Origin of the sequence: Klebsiella sp. Lac1 (assembly GCF_009825425.1) — a bacterium.
GTDB lineage: Bacteria > Pseudomonadota > Gammaproteobacteria > Enterobacterales > Enterobacteriaceae > Klebsiella > Klebsiella electrica.
The window spans coordinates 875462-892089 of sequence record NZ_VJZJ01000001.1 but is presented as its reverse complement, the minus strand read 5'-3'; the positions used below and the strand labels follow the sequence as shown (position 1 = coordinate 892089).

The window sequence follows — 16628 nt, the reverse complement described above, 5'->3', positions numbered from 1 at the left end:
CTGGTCCTCTACTCCGGCTATTCCTCACCGGCCAACCGCCGATACTGCGCAAAGCGGGCCCGCGCATCCTCCTCGGTTCGGCTGAAAAGCGCATCCGCAAGATGCGGCGTCGTTTTGTGCAATGAGGCATAGCGTACTTCGCCAAGCAAAAAGTCGCGGAAGCTCTCTTCCGGCTCTTCGGAATCCAGCATAAACGGCGTTTTACCTTCGGCTTCGCGCTGCGGATGATAGCGCCACAGGTGCCAGTATCCCGCTTCAACCGCCCGTTTCGCCTCACGTTGGCTACAGCGCATCCCGGCTTTCAGACCGTGGTTAATACAGGCAGCATAGGCAATCACCAGCGACGGTCCCGGCCAGGCTTCGGCCTCGGCGATAGCCCGCAGAGTCTGATCTTTATCGGCGCCCATGGCGACCTGGGCCACATAAACATTGCCGTAGCTCATCGCCATCATGCCAAGGTCTTTTTTCCGCGTGCGTTTACCCCGGGCGGCAAACTTCGCGATCGCCGCCACCGGGGTTGATTTAGACGACTGCCCGCCGGTATTGGAGTAAACCTCGGTATCAAACACCAGAATATTCACATCCTCGCCGCTCGCCAGCACGTGGTCGAGCCCGCCAAAACCAATATCGTAGGCCCAGCCGTCACCGCCGAAAATCCACTGCGAACGGCGGACAAAATAGTCGCGGTTCTGCCACAGCTGCTCCAGCAGCGGCACGCCCTCTTTTTCCGCCGCCAGCCGTTCACTGAGCCGGTCGGCGCGTTCGCGGGTGCCCTCGCCCTGGTCCTGCAGCGTCAGCCACTGGCGCATCGCGTCGAGGAGTTCCTCGCTTACCGGCAGCGTCATCGCGACGGTGATATCATCGGCAATGTGTTGACGCACTGCCTGGCCGCCCAGCATCATGCCGAGTCCAAATTCCGCGTTATCCTCAAACAGCGAGTTCGCCCATGCCGGGCCGTGACCGCGGTGGTTAGTGGTATAGGGAATCGACGGCGCGCTGGCCCCCCAGATAGAAGAGCAGCCGGTGGCGTTAGCGATCAGCATTCGGTCGCCAAACAGCTGGGTTATCAGCCGGGCATAAGGCGTTTCTCCGCAGCCCGCGCAGGCACCGGAAAACTCCAGCAGCGGGGTTTCAAACTGGCTGCCTTTGACCGTCGTTTTAGCAAACGGATTGTGCTTCGGCGTCAGCGCCAGCGCATAGTCCCAGACCGGCGCCATCTGGCGCTGGCTATCGAGAGGCTGCATTTTTAGCGCCTTTCCGCGCGAAGGACAGATATCCACGCAGTTGCCACAGCCGGAACAATCCAGCGGCGAGATAGCCAGATGATAGTGATACGCCTTCGCCCCCTGCGCGGGCTTGCTCAGCAGTCCGACCGGGGCGGCATCCTGCTCTTCGTCATTAAGCAACGCCGGGCGGATCGCCGCATGCGGGCAGATAAAGGCGCACTGATTACACTGCGTGCAACCCTCGGGCTGCCAGACCGGCACTTCCAGCGCGATCCCGCGTTTCTCCCAGGCGGCGGTTCCCGAGGGAAAGGTTCCGTCCTCCATACCGACAAAGGCACTCACCGGCAGCCGATCGCCGCACTGGCGGTTCATCGGCTGCAAAATATCGCGGATGAAATCCGGCATCATGACTGAAGCCTGCGCCGCGGGTTCATCCAGCGTCGCCCAGTGGGCGGGTATCGTCACCTGATGCAGCGAGGCCATGCCCAGCTCAATCGCCCGCTGGTTCATCTCGATCACCCCCGCCCCTTTGCTGCCGTAGCTTTTTTCAACCGCCTGCTTGAGGTAATCTGCGGCGGTCTGCGGGTCGATAATCGCCGCCAGTTTAAAGAACGCCGCCTGCATCAGCATATTAAACCGCCCGCCCAGCCCGAGCTCGCGGGCGATGTCCACGGCGTTGAGGGTATAAAAACGGATATTTTCCCGCGCCAGATAGCGCCTGAAGCTGACCGGCAGATGCTGCTCCAGCTCGGCATCAGACCAGCTACAGTTGAGCAGAAAAGTCCCGCCATGCTGTAACCCATCCAGCAGGTCATAACGCTCAACGTAGGATTGCTGCGAGCAGGAGATAAAATCGGCGCGATGGATCAGGTAGGGCGAATTGATCGGTCGGTCGCCGAAGCGCAAATGCGAAACGGTAATGCCGCCGGATTTCTTCGAGTCATAGGAAAAGTAGGCCTGCGCATAGAGCGCGGTTTTGTCGCCGATAATTTTAATCGCGCTTTTATTGGCCCCGACGGTGCCGTCCGAGCCCATGCCCCAGAATTTACAGGCGGTAATCCCGGCATGAGAGACCGCCAGCGTCTGCTGACGCGGCGGTAGTGAGGTAAAGGTCACATCATCGACAATTCCCAGCGTGAATCCGTCCATCGGCAGCGGCTGGTTCAGATTGTCAAACACCGCCGCGATATCGTCGGGTAGAACGTCCTTGCCGCCCAGCGCATAGCGGCCACCGACAATCAGCGGCGCATCGTCGTGATGGTAGAACGCGTTTTTCACATCCAGGCACAGCGGTTCGGCCTGAGCGCCGGGCTCTTTGGTACGGTCGAGGACCGCAATACGCTGTACGGTTTTCGGCAACTGAGCAAAGAAGTGGGCCAGCGAAAAAGGGCGAAACAGATGCACGCTGAGTAGCCCAACCTTCTCTCCCGCCGCGTTTAGCGTATCTACCACTTCCTGGATGGTGTCGCAGACCGACCCCATGGCGATAATCACCCGTTCGGCATCCGTCGCGCCGGAGTAGTTAAACAGATGATATTCCCGCCCGGTGAGCGCGCTGATTTGCGCCATATAGCTTTCGACCATGTCGGGCAGCGCCTGATAAAAACGGTTGCCCGCCTCCCGTTCCTGAAAGTAGATATCCGGGTTTTGCGCCGTGCCGCGGATGACCGGGTGATCCGGATGCAGCGCGTTACGACGGAAACGGTCCAGCGCCGACCGGTCCAGCAGCGTCGCCAGCTGGTCATACTCCAGCACCTCGATTTTTTGAATTTCGTGCGAGGTACGAAAACCGTCGAAGAAGTTAACAAACGGGATGCGCCCCTTAATCGCCGCCAGATGCGCCACCGCCGACAAATCCATCACCTGCTGGACGTTGTTCTCCGCCAGCATCGCGCAGCCGGTCTGGCGAACCGCCATCACGTCCTGATGATCGCCAAAAATATTCAGCGAGTTGGTCGCCAGCGCCCGGGCGCTAACGTGAAAGACGCCCGGCAGCAGTTCACCGGCGATTTTGTACAGATTGGGGATCATCAGCAGCAGCCCCTGCGACGCCGTATAGGTAGTGGTCAGCGCCCCGGCCTGCAGCGCGCCGTGTACCGCGCCTGCCGCCCCGGCTTCCGACTGCATCTCCATTAAACGCACCGGCTGGCCAAAGAGGTTCTTTTTCCCCTGCGCCGCCCACTCATCGACGTTTTCCGCCATCGGCGTGGAGGGGGTAATGGGATAAATCGCCGCGACCTCGGTAAAGGCATAGGAGATCCAGGCCGCCGCGGCGTTGCCATCCATTGTTTTCATTGTTCCGGACATTGTTCAATCCTCGAAGGTGAGAGGCATCTTCGCCGCCACAAAAAAGCGGCAAACCCAGTTGTTGCCTCAAGCACAGCCTGTGCCAGCTCGCGAATCACAAAATAATTAGCGTTAATTCAATACATTAGAGAGGAATGTGCCGCATATCGCGCGGAGAGATTGCGTGAAATAAGACACTGAGCGCGACAAGCTGTTGAACAGGCGACAAAGCGCCACCATGGCCGCGGCGAGCAGAATTGTTCTGTTTCCCACATTTGGTCGCCCTATTGTGCCGTTTTGTTTTGCGCCCGTCGCAGCAGATCAAAGTAAATTACATATAAATCAACACATTAAACAAACCGGCACGGCTGGTATATTCCCTGCACTTCTCTGCTGGCAAACACTCAACAACAGGAGAAGTCACCATGACCATGCGTCAATGCGCTATTTACGGTAAAGGCGGTATCGGCAAATCCACCACCACGCAGAACCTCGTCGCCGCGCTGGCGGAGATGGGTAAGAAAGTGATGATCGTCGGCTGCGACCCGAAGGCGGACTCCACCCGTCTGATCCTGCACGCTAAAGCACAGAACACCATTATGGAGATGGCAGCTGAAGTGGGCTCGGTAGAGGACCTCGAACTTGAAGACGTTCTGCAAATCGGCTACGGCGACGTGCGCTGCGCCGAATCCGGCGGCCCGGAGCCAGGCGTCGGCTGCGCGGGGCGCGGCGTGATTACGGCGATCAACTTTCTGGAAGAAGAAGGCGCCTACGAAGACGATCTCGACTTCGTCTTCTATGACGTGCTCGGCGACGTGGTCTGCGGCGGCTTCGCTATGCCTATCCGCGAAAACAAAGCCCAGGAGATCTACATCGTCTGCTCCGGCGAAATGATGGCGATGTATGCCGCCAACAATATCTCCAAAGGGATCGTTAAATACGCCAAATCCGGCAAGGTGCGCCTCGGTGGCCTGATCTGTAACTCACGCCAGACCGACCGCGAAGACGAACTGATTATGGCGCTGGCGGAAAAGCTCGGTACCCAGATGATTCACTTTGTGCCTCGCGACAACATCGTGCAGCGCGCGGAGATCCGCCGGATGACGGTTATCGAGTACGATCCCACCTGCCAACAGGCCAACGAATACCGCACGCTGGCGCAGAAGATAGTCAACAACACCATGAAAGTGGTGCCGACGCCCTGCACCATGGATGAGCTGGAATCGCTGCTGATGGAGTTCGGTATCATGGAAGAGGAAGACACCAGCATCATTGGTAAAACCGCCGCCGAAGAAAACGCGGCCTGAGCACAGGACAATTATGATGACCAACGCAACAGGCGAACGCAATCTGGCGCTGATCCAGGAAGTCCTGGAGGTGTTCCCGGAAACCGCGCGAAAAGAGCGCAGAAAGCACATGATGGTCAGCGATCCGGAAATGGAGAGCGTCGGCAAGTGCATTATCTCTAACCGCAAATCGCAACCCGGCGTGATGACCGTGCGCGGCTGCGCCTACGCCGGTTCCAAGGGGGTGGTATTTGGGCCAATCAAGGATATGGCCCACATCTCGCACGGGCCGATCGGCTGCGGCCAGTATTCGCGCGCCGGACGCCGCAACTACTACACCGGAGTCAGCGGCGTCGATAGCTTCGGCACCCTGAACTTCACCTCTGATTTTCAGGAACGCGATATCGTCTTCGGCGGCGATAAAAAGCTCAGCAAGCTGATTGAAGAGATGGAGCTGCTGTTCCCGCTCACCAAAGGGATCACCATTCAGTCGGAATGCCCGGTGGGGTTGATTGGCGATGATATCAGCGCGGTGGCCAACGCCAGCAGCAAAGCGCTGGATAAACCGGTGATCCCGGTACGCTGCGAAGGCTTTCGCGGCGTATCGCAGTCGCTGGGGCACCATATCGCCAACGACGTGGTCCGCGACTGGATCCTTAACAATCGCGAAGGACAACCGTTTGAAACCACCCCTTACGATGTGGCAATCATCGGCGACTACAATATCGGCGGCGATGCCTGGGCCTCGCGTATTCTGCTTGAAGAGATGGGGCTGCGGGTGGTGGCGCAGTGGTCCGGCGACGGCACGCTGGTGGAGATGGAGAATACCCCCTTCGTCAAGCTGAACCTGGTCCACTGCTACCGTTCGATGAACTATATCGCCCGTCACATGGAGGAGAAACATCAGATTCCGTGGATGGAGTACAACTTCTTCGGGCCGACCAAAATCGCCGAATCGCTGCGCAAAATCGCCGACCAGTTCGACGATACTATTCGCGCTAACGCCGAAGCGGTGATCGCCAGGTATGAGGCGCAGATGGCGGCGGTTATCGCCAAATATCGCCCGCGCCTGGAGGGGCGCAAAGTGCTGCTCTATATGGGCGGCCTGCGACCACGCCACGTCATTGGCGCCTATGAAGATCTCGGCATGGAGATCATCGCCGCCGGGTATGAGTTTGCCCATAACGATGATTACGACCGTACCCTACCGGATCTCAAAGAGGGGACCCTGCTGTTTGATGACGCCAGCAGCTACGAGCTGGAGGCGTTCGTCAAAGCGCTGAAGCCCGACCTTATCGGCTCCGGCATCAAGGAAAAATATGTCTTCCAGAAAATGGGCGTACCGTTCCGCCAGATGCACTCGTGGGACTATTCCGGCCCGTATCACGGCTACGATGGTTTCGCCATTTTCGCCCGCGATATGGATATGACCCTCAACAACCCGGCGTGGGGCGAACTGACCGCTCCGTGGCTGAAGTCTGCGTGATTGCCCACTCACTGTCCCGTCTGTTCACCGATTTGTGGCGCGGGAGGAGAACACCATGAGCCAAACGATTGATAAAATTAATAGCTGTTATCCGCTATTCGAACAGGATGAATATCAGGAACTGTTCCGCAATAAGCGGCAGCTGGAAGAGGCGCACGATGCAGAGCGCGTGCGGGAGGTCTTTGCCTGGACCACCACCGCCGAGTATGAAGCGCTGAATTTTCAGCGCGAGGCGCTGACCGTTGATCCGGCGAAAGCCTGCCAGCCGCTTGGCGCAGTGCTTTGCTCGCTGGGATTCGCTAACACCCTGCCCTATGTTCACGGCTCCCAGGGGTGCGTGGCCTACTTTCGCACCTATTTCAACCGCCATTTCAAAGAGCCGATCGCCTGCGTCTCCGACTCGATGACCGAAGACGCGGCGGTCTTCGGCGGCAACAACAACATGAACCTGGGCCTGCAGAACGCCAGCGCGCTGTATAAACCGGAGATTATCGCCGTTTCCACCACCTGCATGGCGGAAGTTATCGGCGATGACCTGCAGGCGTTTATCGCCAATGCCAAAAAAGATGGCTTTGTCGATGGCAGCATCGCCGTGCCGCACGCCCATACGCCAAGCTTTATCGGCAGCCACGTCACCGGCTGGGACAATATGTTTGAAGGGTTCGCCAGAACCTTTACCGCCGACTATCAGGGGCAGCCGGGCAAACTGCAGAAGCTCAATCTGGTCACCGGCTTTGAAACCTATCTCGGCAACTTCCGCGTATTAAAGCGGATGATGGAACAGATGGCGGTACCGTGCAGCCTGCTCTCCGATCCGTCAGAGGTTCTCGACACCCCCGCCGATGGCCATTATCGGATGTATTCCGGCGGCACAACGCAGCAGGAGATGAAAGAGGCTCCCGACGCCATCGATACGCTGCTTCTGCAGCCGTGGCAGTTACTGAAGAGCAAAAAAGTGGTGCAGGAGATGTGGAACCAGCCCGCCACCGAGGTGGCGGTTCCGCTGGGTCTGGCCGCCACCGATGAGCTGCTGATGGCCGTCAGTGAGCTCAGCGGCAAGCCAATCGCCGACGCCCTCACGCTTGAGCGCGGCCGGCTGGTTGACATGATGCTCGACTCCCACACCTGGCTGCATGGTAAGAAATTTGGCCTCTACGGCGACCCGGACTTCGTGATGGGCCTGACCCGCTTCCTGCTGGAGCTGGGCTGTGAGCCGACGGTGATCCTGAGCCATAACGCCAACAAGCGCTGGCAAAAAGCGATGAAGAAAATGCTCGATGCCTCGCCGTACGGGCGCGACAGCGAAGTGTTTATCAACTGCGATTTGTGGCACTTCCGTTCGCTGATGTTCACCCGTCAACCGGACTTTATGATAGGCAACTCCTACGGCAAGTTTATCCAGCGCGATACCCTGGCGAAGGGCAAAGCCTTTGAAGTACCGCTTATCCGCCTCGGCTTTCCGCTGTTCGACCGCCACCATCTCCACCGCCAGACCACCTGGGGTTATGAAGGGGCGATGAACATTGTGACGACGCTGGTGAACGCCGTGCTGGAGAAACTGGATAGCGATACCAGCCAGCTGGGTAAAACCGATTACAGCTTCGATCTTGTCCGTTAACCATCAGGTGCCCCGCGTCAAGCGGGGCCAGGAGGGAGTATGCCCATCGTGATTTTCCGTGAGCGCGGCGCGGACCTGTACGCCTATATCGCCAAACAGGATCTGGAAGCGCGAGTGATACAGATTGAGCATAACGACACTGAACGCTGGGGCGGCGCGATTTCGCTGGAAGGAGGACGCCGCTACTACGTGAATCCGCAGCCGGGGCGGCCCGTCTTCCCGATAAGTCTGCGCGCGACGCGCGACACGCTGATATAAGGAGCAGGAGATGTCCGACAACGATACCCTTTTCTGGCGTCTGCTGGCGCTGTTTCAGTCCCTGCCGGACCTGCAGCCGGCGCAAATCTTAGACTGGCTGGCGCAGGAGAGCGGCGAGACCCTGACCCCGGCGCGGCTGGCTACCCTGACGCAGTCCCGACTGGCCGCCAGCTTTCCCTCGACAACGGCAGTCATGTCTCCCGCCCGCTGGTCACGGGTGATGGCAAGCCTGCAGGGCATGCTGCCTGACCATTTACGCATCATTCGCCCCGCCCAGCGGACGCCGCAGCTACTGGCGGCATTTTGCTCCCAGGATGGCCTGGCGATTAACGGCCATTTTGGCCAGGGGCGGCTGTTTTTTATCTATGCATTCGATGAGCAAGGCGATTGGCTGTACGATCTGCGGCGCTATCCGTCCGCGCCCCAGTCGCAGGAGGCCAACGAGGTGCGGGCCCGGCTTATTGAGGATTGCCAGCTGCTGTTCTGCCAGGAGATCGGCGGGCCCGCCGCCGCCCGGCTGATCCGTCATCGAATCCACCCGATGAAGGCGCAGCCTGGCACTCCCATTCAGGCCCAGTGCAAGGCGCTCAGTACGCTGTTGGCCGGGCGTTTGCCGCCGTGGCTGGCGAAGCGGCTTAACAGGGATAACCCTCTGGAGGAACGCGTTTTTTAATCCCTGTTTTGTGCCTGTTGCCCGCTGACCCCGCGGGCTTTTTTTCGCCCCCTTCCCTGGAGGATGGCTTCTGGCCGTGACATCATTCGCCGCGGGTTAGCGTGATGCCATTGTCTGAGGGCTGGTCTGGCACATACCCGATGCTAGTGCCGCGGCGCTAACACCCAATGATGTTCAAAGAGTTCGAAGACCGCAGGTTGGTGGCTGATGGCCAGTACTATCGTCTCTGGCAGCGCCTGTTGCAACAGCCCGAGCAGGTCAATCGCGGCCGCGTCGTCCAGATGGCTGGTCGCCTCGTCCAGGCACAAAAGCGCAGGCCGTAATAAAAGGGCCCGGGCCAGCGCCAGACGCTGCTGCTCGCCGCCTGATAATATCCGACTCCAGTCATGTGCCTCATCCAGGCGAACGTAGAGTGCTGGCAGACCGACCAGCGTCAACACATGGCGTAGCTGCGGCGTATCCGGCGTTTGCGCCAGCGGGTAGCTCAGCACGCGACGCAGCGTATCCTGTGGCAAATAGGCTTTCTGCGGCAGGAACAGTATGTCTCCCGCAGGAAGACTCCATTGGCCCGATGCGGCAGGCCATAGACCAGCCAGCGTACGCAGCAGCGTGGTCTTGCCGCTCCCGCTGGGGGCCGAGAGTATGGCCCACTCCCCCGGCGAGAGGGAGGCGGTAAAGGGGGGAAATAATGCTGAACCATCGCAGTGGCGTACAGTAAGCCTGGAGATGTTCAGGGCATCGCCTGCGCAGGGAATTGCCGGCGATGCCGGTAAACATTGCAGGCTGCGCTGGAATTCCCACAGCCGCTCAACGGTAGCGGACCAGCGCGCCAACTGGCGATAGGAGTCGATGAACCAGCCAAAGGCGTCCAGCACGTAGCCGAAGGCGGCCCTGGCCTGCATGATCGCTCCCAGAGAGACCAAACGCGACAAATAAAGCGGCAGAACGGCGAATACCGGGATCATCAGACTAAAGCGGAAGTAGAGCGTGGTAAAGGTGTCCAGCCGGAACTCCTGTCCCATCAGGCGGCGCCAGTTTCTGGCGATGGCCAGGAAACATTGCTGCATTCGCATTTTCTCGGTCTCTTCCCCGCGATAGAAAGCGATTGACTCGCCATGTTCCCGTACCCGCAAAAGCGTGGCGCGGTAGTCCGCTTCAGCGCGCTGTTGCGCGACGTTGAGTCCGTGTAAACGGCGGCCAAACAGATGGGCCAGTACGCTGCTCACTGCCGCATAGCCCAGCGCTATCCACACCAGATAGCCGTGGATAGTCACGGCGTAACCGTTGCTGATGTGCAGTGTGTGTACGCCGGACAGTTGCCAGAGAATCGCGATGAACGAAAACAGGCGGGCGATATTTTTTACCAGGGAAAGCAATAATTCCAGACTCTGCTCAATCAGCAGCTTAATGTCTTCGGTAATACGCTGATCCGGATTATCTGGCTCGCCTGTCATACTGAGCCGATAGTGGGCGCTGCCCATCAGCCACATCTGCTCGAAACGCTGCGCCATGTCCCGACGACAACGAATGAGCAACAGCTTTTTCAGCCAGTTGCCGCAGGCGATAGTCAATACGAATAGCATGGTGTATCCCGCATAGCGCAGCGCTAATGTCGCCACGCTGGCGTGCTGAAAATAATCGGCCAGCGCATCATAAAAATCTTTACTCCAGTTGTTATACAAAACGCTAATGCCCACAACAGATAGCGTCAGGCCGACGATGGTCAGGAATAAAAGCCAGTGAAGGGCTGCGCTGCGAACAAACCAGAAAGGGGAAATCAGTTGATAAAAACGTTTAAGTGTCTGCATCAGGCATCAAACCAGCGGCCTGCCAATGGCAGACCGCATTCCGTCGAGAGAGAACCGGCGATCAAAACGTATATTTCGCCGTCAGCATAAAGTTGCGCGGATCGCCGTAAAAGTTGTTGGCGCCGAGGTGGCGGTTGATCAGATTGCGGTAATAGACCTTGTCAGTCAGGTTGTTGCCCACCAGGTTAAAGCTCAAATTATCGCTATAGCGGTAGTTCACGTTAGCGTTCAGCAGAGTGTACCCACCCTGAGACAGTCCGTAAGCCCGGTTAATGTAGGTTGCCGTGGCGGTCTGCGCCGTCAGGCCAGCACCGATGGTCCATTGGTTTAACGCGCCAGGCAGCGTGTAGCTGCTGTAAAGCTTGAACATATGCTTCGGCGTACGCGGACTGAATCCAGCGGCTTTCTGACTTTCTGTCGCCTCAAGATATTTGCTGTTGGTCAGCGTATAGCCTGACTGTATCTGCCAGCCTTCGGCGAGTTTACCGGCGATTTCCAGTTCCAGGCCCTGACTGCGAACCTTGCCTTCAGCGCTGTAGCAGCCGCTGTCGGAATCGATACATACAGAGCTGTCCGCCTCGGAAAACGCGCGGTTGGACTGAATGATGCGAAACAGCGCCAGCGAAGTGTTCAGACTGCCATTCAGGAATTCGCCTTTCACCCCCGTTTCATAGTTGACGCCGGTGATGGCGGGCAGAATGGTGTTATTGCGGTCCCGTTCGCTTTGCGGCTTGTAGATATCCGTATAGCTGACATACCAGGTGTAGTTGTCAGCGAAATCCCACAGCAGGCCAGCGTAGGGCACGAATTTATCGCGCACATGCAGGCGGCTATGCTCGCTGGAGGCGCTATTGCGGTGGTTGTCATAGTAGTAGTCATAGCTATAAGCGCTGTAACGGCCACCCAGGATAAGCTTCCAGTCATTCGCCAGCTCCAGGCGTGTCGTGGCGAACAGCCCGCGCTGATATACGTTGTAACGTTCGTTGTAGCGGCTATTGTAAAGACCGGGATTCGACCAGTCGGGTTCAGCCACGGTGTTCGGCTGCCAGTTGAAGATATCGACCGTGGAGGTATTCGCTATCCTGCCAAACTGGTTGTCGAAATTCTCTTTCTGGTAATCCCCGCCGAACACCAGTTCGTGGCTGCGTCCCAGTAACGCGAACGGGCCGCTCATGCTCAGGTTGTAGCCCCACTGTTCGCCCTTGTTGTCGTAGCGCAGATTATTGTTGAGTCTACCGGTGCCGACGGCCGGATCGACCCCCGTCGTACCGTTGCCCCATGCGCTGATGTACCGGCCATCGGAGCGGGAGTGGGTGTAGTTGAGGGCGCTTTTCAGCATCCAGTCGTTGGTAAATATGTGTTCAAACTCGACGAACGGATTGATTTTTTCGAAGTTGATGCGGTTCCAGCTGGCCCCCAGATAGGTACTTCGCGGCAGATGCAGACTGCTCTTGTCGCTAGCGAACGGCACGCCATAGATATCAGGCACCGAGCGGGTCTTCTGCCAGTTGAGGCCCGTCGTCACAACGGTGTCGGGTGTCAGGTCGTAGGCCAGTACGCCATACAGCACATTGCGTTCGTTGTGAAGATAGTCCACGAAGCTTTGCTTGTTCTGATAAACGCCAACCACGCGGCCGCGCAGGCTGGCATCATCATTTAACGGTCCGGAGATGTCCATTTCGCCGCGGTAGTTGTCCCAGCTTCCCGCGCTGACGCTGCCGGAACCCTGAAATTGATAGGTGGGCTTCTTACGCACCAGATTAACCGTACCGCCCGGCTCGCCGCTTCCCTGCGTCAGGCCTGACGCGCCTCGCAGGATCTCCACTCGATCATAAATCGCCATATCGGGCGATTCGCTCGACGCCTGAAAAGAGTTCATCACGCTGCTTTGGGTGGAGGTGTTGACGCCATCTTCCTTGATGTTGTCCATCACGAACGCGCGCGATTCGTATTTCACCTGAAAACCATTCTGATTGACGACGTTAACCCCGGTAGTCTGCCCCATCGCCTCGTCCAGCGAGGTCATATTCTGGTCGTTCATGCGCTGCCGCGTCATCACGCTCACCGACTGCGGGGTTTCGCGTGGCGACAGATTCAGCGGCGTGGCGGTACTCATATTGCGCGTGGTGTAGGAGCCGGAGCCTTCAGTGACGCCATTCTGATCGACAGTCGCCAGCACCACCATCTCATCACCCTCAGGAACGGCTCCTAACAGGTAGGAGCCGTTGGGCTGGCGCACTGCCTGCAGGCCGCTGCCGGCCAGCAAAATGCCGAACCCCTCTTCTACGCCATAGTTGCCCGTCAATGCCGCGCCGCTGCCGGTCGCCAGGCTGGCGTCCCCTGCCAGATACACCCCTGACTGGGCGGCAAACTGGCTAAGCTGCTGGTTCAACGGTCCGGCCGGAATGGCGTAGGCGTGCGATGCAGGACTATTCGCCTGCACCAAACCAGGAGCGACCAGCAGCGGTGTACCACACAGTAACAACCGGATGGCAACGGCGAGTGAGACGGGGGTTCGGCTTGCGCCGGATAATGAGATTAATGATGTCAGCGACATACCGATTTACCTTCTACCCAGAGAGAAAAACAAGGAGGTTTTCTGGTGAATCGAAGGAGAAAGGCAAAAAGGGAACCTGAAAAATAAAAAAATTTGTGTTCAGCGCTTTTCCACCGTCACCCACCAGGAGAAACGCCGATGGATACGGACAGGAAAAACGCGCGCCAGCATCGCCAGCGACTTGTCGGTATCGGTCAACGGGAAAGCGCCCATCACCCGCAGATCGGCAACATCCGGATCGCAGGCCAGATAGCCGCGGCGGTAGCGCGCCAGACGCCTGATGATCTCGCCCAGCGGAACGTTATTCGCTTGCAATATGCCTTGCGCCCAATCGGCGTCAGGGAACGCATTGGCTAACAGCTCGCCCTTGCCGTCCCGATCAAACCCCAGTTGCTGACCGGCATTCACCCGGCGCAAAACGTGCCCACGTTGCGCAGAAACTTCCACCGTACCGTTGTAAACCGCCAGATGAGTCAGACCTTCCTGTTGCTCGACACTGAAACGGGTACCCAATGCCTGCATCTGGCCCTGAGCGCTTGAGACAAAAAAGGGTCGCGAATCGCGGGCGGTATCGATTAACAGGTCACCTGACAGCAGGATAATTTGCCGACGCCGTTCATCATAGCGCACATCAACGGCACTGGCGGTGTTCAGCCAGAGCCGCGTACCATCTTGCAGCGTCAGCTGCTTTATTTCGCCGGTGGTGCTGCGGTAGTCCGCGCTGGCGGCAAGCAGCGATTCCCGCAGTGGCGTATGGCGGTAAGTTAGCCATGAAAGCAGCGTGCCGGAAGCAAACAACGCGGTCAGTTTCAGTACGCGTCGCCGTCCCATAACCGTGGAAGGTCGCAACAGGGTATCGGCGGCGGCGGATGCAAGTCCGCCACTTAGCGGCTGAAAACGCTGGCTGACGGTCTGCACATAGCGCCAGGCATGGCGGTGTTCTTCGCTGGCCTCCAGCCAGGCGCGCCAGCGCAGATGGATTTCAGCCTGCGGTTCGGCCTCAAGCAGCTGCGCATACCAGTCTGCGGCTTGCTGCAGCGCCTGATAACCGGGTTTATGGACGAAGGCGTTTGGCATAGCGGCGTTAACGGGGAGCCGCAGAGGGATCATATGCCGTGGCATCGCTCAGTTCCGCTTCCAGTAACACGCAGTGGAGCATCGCTTGCGCCATATACTTCTTCACCATTCGTTCGGAAACCTGTAAGGCCAACGCGATTTGTGCGTAAGTCATCCCCTGGAGCTGCGACATAATAAAAGCGGCGCGCACTTTTTCCGACAGGCTGCGCAGCATGGCGTCAATCTGATACAACGTTTCGAGGATCAACACTTTATGTTCGGTGGAAATCACGATGGTGCCCGCATGGAGCTGCAATGTGTTAAGCCACGCTTTTTCTAATTCTTTTCGCCGCCACAGATCGACGCACATACCGTGCGCCATCACGCTCAAATAGGCCCTCGCGCCTTCGTTGCTGTCAAAACTTCGGGGTTTCAGTAGCAGCTGGATAAAGACATCGTGGGCCAGATCGGCGGCATCGCTAAAGTTGCCTAACCGTTTACGCAGAATCCCTCGCAACCAGCTGTGATGATGCAGGTATAATTGATCGATTTCCGATGAAAATGAGGCATCGATGGCGGACATATCAGGTTCTCAGGCTTCCACATTGAGTGATTTTTATCACACTTTAATTGAGAACGATTTTCATTTCAATTATAAGCAAACAGAAGCCACCTCATCAGGCGCTTTTCGCGATCAGCGCCAGACTTGTGGCATGACTCCGGGCCTTTAGCTAAGCGGCGCCATGCATAAAGCCACAGGAGTTGCCAGGATGAATGCAGCCCGACGCCTCCCCCTTAATGGCAATGGCGTCAAAACACGTTACGGACCGATACATCGTGCATTCTCCCTCCTTTTTAACCCAGTAGCTACATTGTCCGATTGTTACCTTTGTCGCAAAACCAACAACATCTTTTCTTTAAAAATCAAGGTTCCGCTTATGGAGCGCGAATTGCATCCTCCCCTCATCCCCCCATCGTCAATGAGGTCACTATGAAGGGAAATGAGATTCTGGCGCTGCTGGATGAACCGGCCTGTGAACACAACCATAAACAAAAATCCGGCTGCAGAGCGCCCAAACCCGGTGCCACCGCCGGCGGCTGCGCGTTCGACGGCGCGCAGATAACCCTGTTGCCCATTGCCGACGTGGCGCATCTGGTCCATGGCCCCATCGGCTGCGCCGGAAGCTCCTGGGATAACCGCGGCAGCATCAGCTCTGGGCCCACCCTTAACCGACTCGGGTTCACCACCGATCTCAACGAACAGGATGTGATCATGGGCCGCGGCGAACGCCGCCTGTTTCACGCCGTGCGCCATATTGTCACCCGCTATCATCCGGCGGCGGTCTTTATCTACAACACCTGCGTCCCGGCCATGGAGGGCGATGACCTGGAAGCGGTATGCCAGGCCGCGCAGACCGCTACCGGCGTACCGGTTATCGCTATTGATGCCGCCGGTTTTTACGGCAGTAAAAATCTCGGCAACCGGCTGGCGGGCGAAGTCATGGTGAACCGGGTCATCGGCCAGCGCGAACCGGCCCCCTGGCCGGAAACCTCGCCGTTTGCGCCACAACAGCGTCACGATATTGGCCTGATTGGCGAGTTCAATATTGCCGGCGAGTTCTGGCATATTCAGCCGCTGCTCGATGAACTGGGGATCCGCGTGCTCGGCAGCCTCTCCGGCGATGGCCGTTTTACCGAGATCCAGACCATGCACCGGGCGCAGGCCAATATGCTGGTCTGCTCGCGGGCGTTAATTAACGTCGCCAGAGCGCTGGAGCTGCGCTACGGCACGCCGTGGTTCGAGGGCAGCTTTTACGGGATTCGCGCCACCTCCGACGCCCTGCGCCAGCTGGCGGCGCTGCTCGGCGATGACGACCTGCGCCACCGCACCGAAGCGCTGATTGCGCGGGAGGAGCAGGCGGCTGAACTGGCGCTACAACCGTGGCGCGAACAGTTGCGCGGCCGCAAAGCGCTGCTCTATACCGGCGGGGTGAAATCCTGGTCGGTGGTATCGGCGCTGCAGGATTTGGGTATGACCGTGGTGGCAACCGGCACGCGTAAATCCACCGAAGAGGATAAACAGCGGATCCGCGAGCTGATGGGCGACGAGGCGGTGATGCTGGAGGAAGGTAACGCCCGCATCCTGCTGGACGTGGTGTATCGCTATCAGGCCGATCTGCTGATCGCCGGCGGACGCAATATGTACACCGCCTATAAAGCCCGGCTGCCGTTTCTCGATATTAATCAGGAGCGCGAGCACGCCTACGCTGGCTATCAGGGCATCGTCACCCTCGCTCGCCAGCTCTGTCAGACCATCAACAGCCCGATCTGGCCACAAACCCATTCCCGCGCCCCCTGGCACCAGGAGTAAACC

Annotated in this window: 11 protein-coding genes; 6 read left to right on the top strand and 5 right to left on the bottom strand. The window is 58.3% G+C overall.

The window, feature by feature from the left end:
* Window positions 1-17: 17 nt before the first annotated feature.
* Window positions 18-3533: a pyruvate:ferredoxin (flavodoxin) oxidoreductase gene (gene nifJ / locus FNY10_RS04205; protein ID WP_160703896.1), complete on the bottom strand. Its 3516-nt coding sequence runs from the start codon at window positions 3531-3533 to the stop codon at window positions 18-20.
* Window positions 3534-3937: 404 nt separating this feature from the next.
* Between nifJ and nifH the strand changes: the two genes are divergently transcribed.
* Genes nifH through FNY10_RS04180 form a run of 5 tightly spaced genes read left to right on the top strand, consistent with a single transcriptional unit; the run spans window position 3938 to window position 8833 of the window.
* A complete protein-coding gene (nifH, locus tag FNY10_RS04200) occupies window positions 3938-4819 on the top strand; it encodes a nitrogenase iron protein (RefSeq protein ID WP_131048392.1) in 882 nt (293 codons plus the stop codon).
* Between the two features lie 16 nt (window positions 4820-4835).
* The gene (gene nifD / locus FNY10_RS04195; RefSeq protein ID WP_131048391.1) at window positions 4836-6284 is read left to right on the top strand and encodes a nitrogenase molybdenum-iron protein alpha chain; all 1449 of its coding nucleotides are present in this window, start codon (window positions 4836-4838) and stop codon (window positions 6282-6284) included.
* 55 nt (window positions 6285-6339) lie between these two features.
* The gene (nifK, locus tag FNY10_RS04190; protein ID WP_131048390.1) at window positions 6340-7902 is read left to right on the top strand and encodes a nitrogenase molybdenum-iron protein subunit beta; all 1563 of its coding nucleotides are present in this window, start codon (window positions 6340-6342) and stop codon (window positions 7900-7902) included.
* Between the two features lie 39 nt (window positions 7903-7941).
* Window positions 7942-8160 carry a putative nitrogen fixation protein NifT gene (nifT, locus tag FNY10_RS04185; RefSeq protein ID WP_131048389.1) on the top strand — a complete coding sequence of 73 codons (219 nt, stop codon included), beginning with the start codon at window positions 7942-7944 and terminating at the stop codon, window positions 8158-8160.
* Between the two features lie 10 nt (window positions 8161-8170).
* Window positions 8171-8833, top strand: a complete 663-nt coding sequence (locus tag FNY10_RS04180; RefSeq protein WP_141964965.1) for a NifB/NifX family molybdenum-iron cluster-binding protein — start codon at window positions 8171-8173, stop codon at window positions 8831-8833.
* Between the two features lie 143 nt (window positions 8834-8976).
* On the opposite strand, the gene FNY10_RS04175 is transcribed toward FNY10_RS04180, so the two are convergent.
* The 4 genes from FNY10_RS04175 to FNY10_RS04160 form a co-directional block, all read right to left on the bottom strand.
* The gene (locus FNY10_RS04175) at window positions 8977-10641 is read right to left on the bottom strand and encodes an ABC transporter ATP-binding protein/permease (RefSeq protein WP_160703898.1); all 1665 of its coding nucleotides are present in this window, start codon (window positions 10639-10641) and stop codon (window positions 8977-8979) included.
* Window positions 10642-10702: 61 nt separating this feature from the next.
* Window positions 10703-13198: a TonB-dependent receptor gene (locus FNY10_RS04170; protein ID WP_160703900.1), complete on the bottom strand. Its 2496-nt coding sequence runs from the start codon at window positions 13196-13198 to the stop codon at window positions 10703-10705.
* Window positions 13199-13297: 99 nt separating this feature from the next.
* Complete coding sequence (locus tag FNY10_RS04165; protein ID WP_227699343.1) at window positions 13298-14320, bottom strand: FecR domain-containing protein; 1023 nt, start codon at window positions 14318-14320, stop codon at window positions 13298-13300.
* Complete coding sequence (locus FNY10_RS04160; RefSeq protein WP_141964968.1) at window positions 14283-14837, bottom strand: sigma-70 family RNA polymerase sigma factor; 555 nt, start codon at window positions 14835-14837, stop codon at window positions 14283-14285. The genes FNY10_RS04165 and FNY10_RS04160 overlap by 38 nt, the downstream gene beginning before the upstream one ends.
* Window positions 14838-15245: 408 nt before the next feature.
* On the opposite strand from FNY10_RS04160, the gene nifE reads away from it, so the two are divergent.
* Entirely contained in the window at window positions 15246-16625 is a 1380-nt protein-coding gene (gene nifE, locus FNY10_RS04155; protein WP_160703921.1) for a nitrogenase iron-molybdenum cofactor biosynthesis protein NifE, read from the top strand.
* The last annotated feature ends 3 nt before the right edge of the window (window positions 16626-16628 follow it).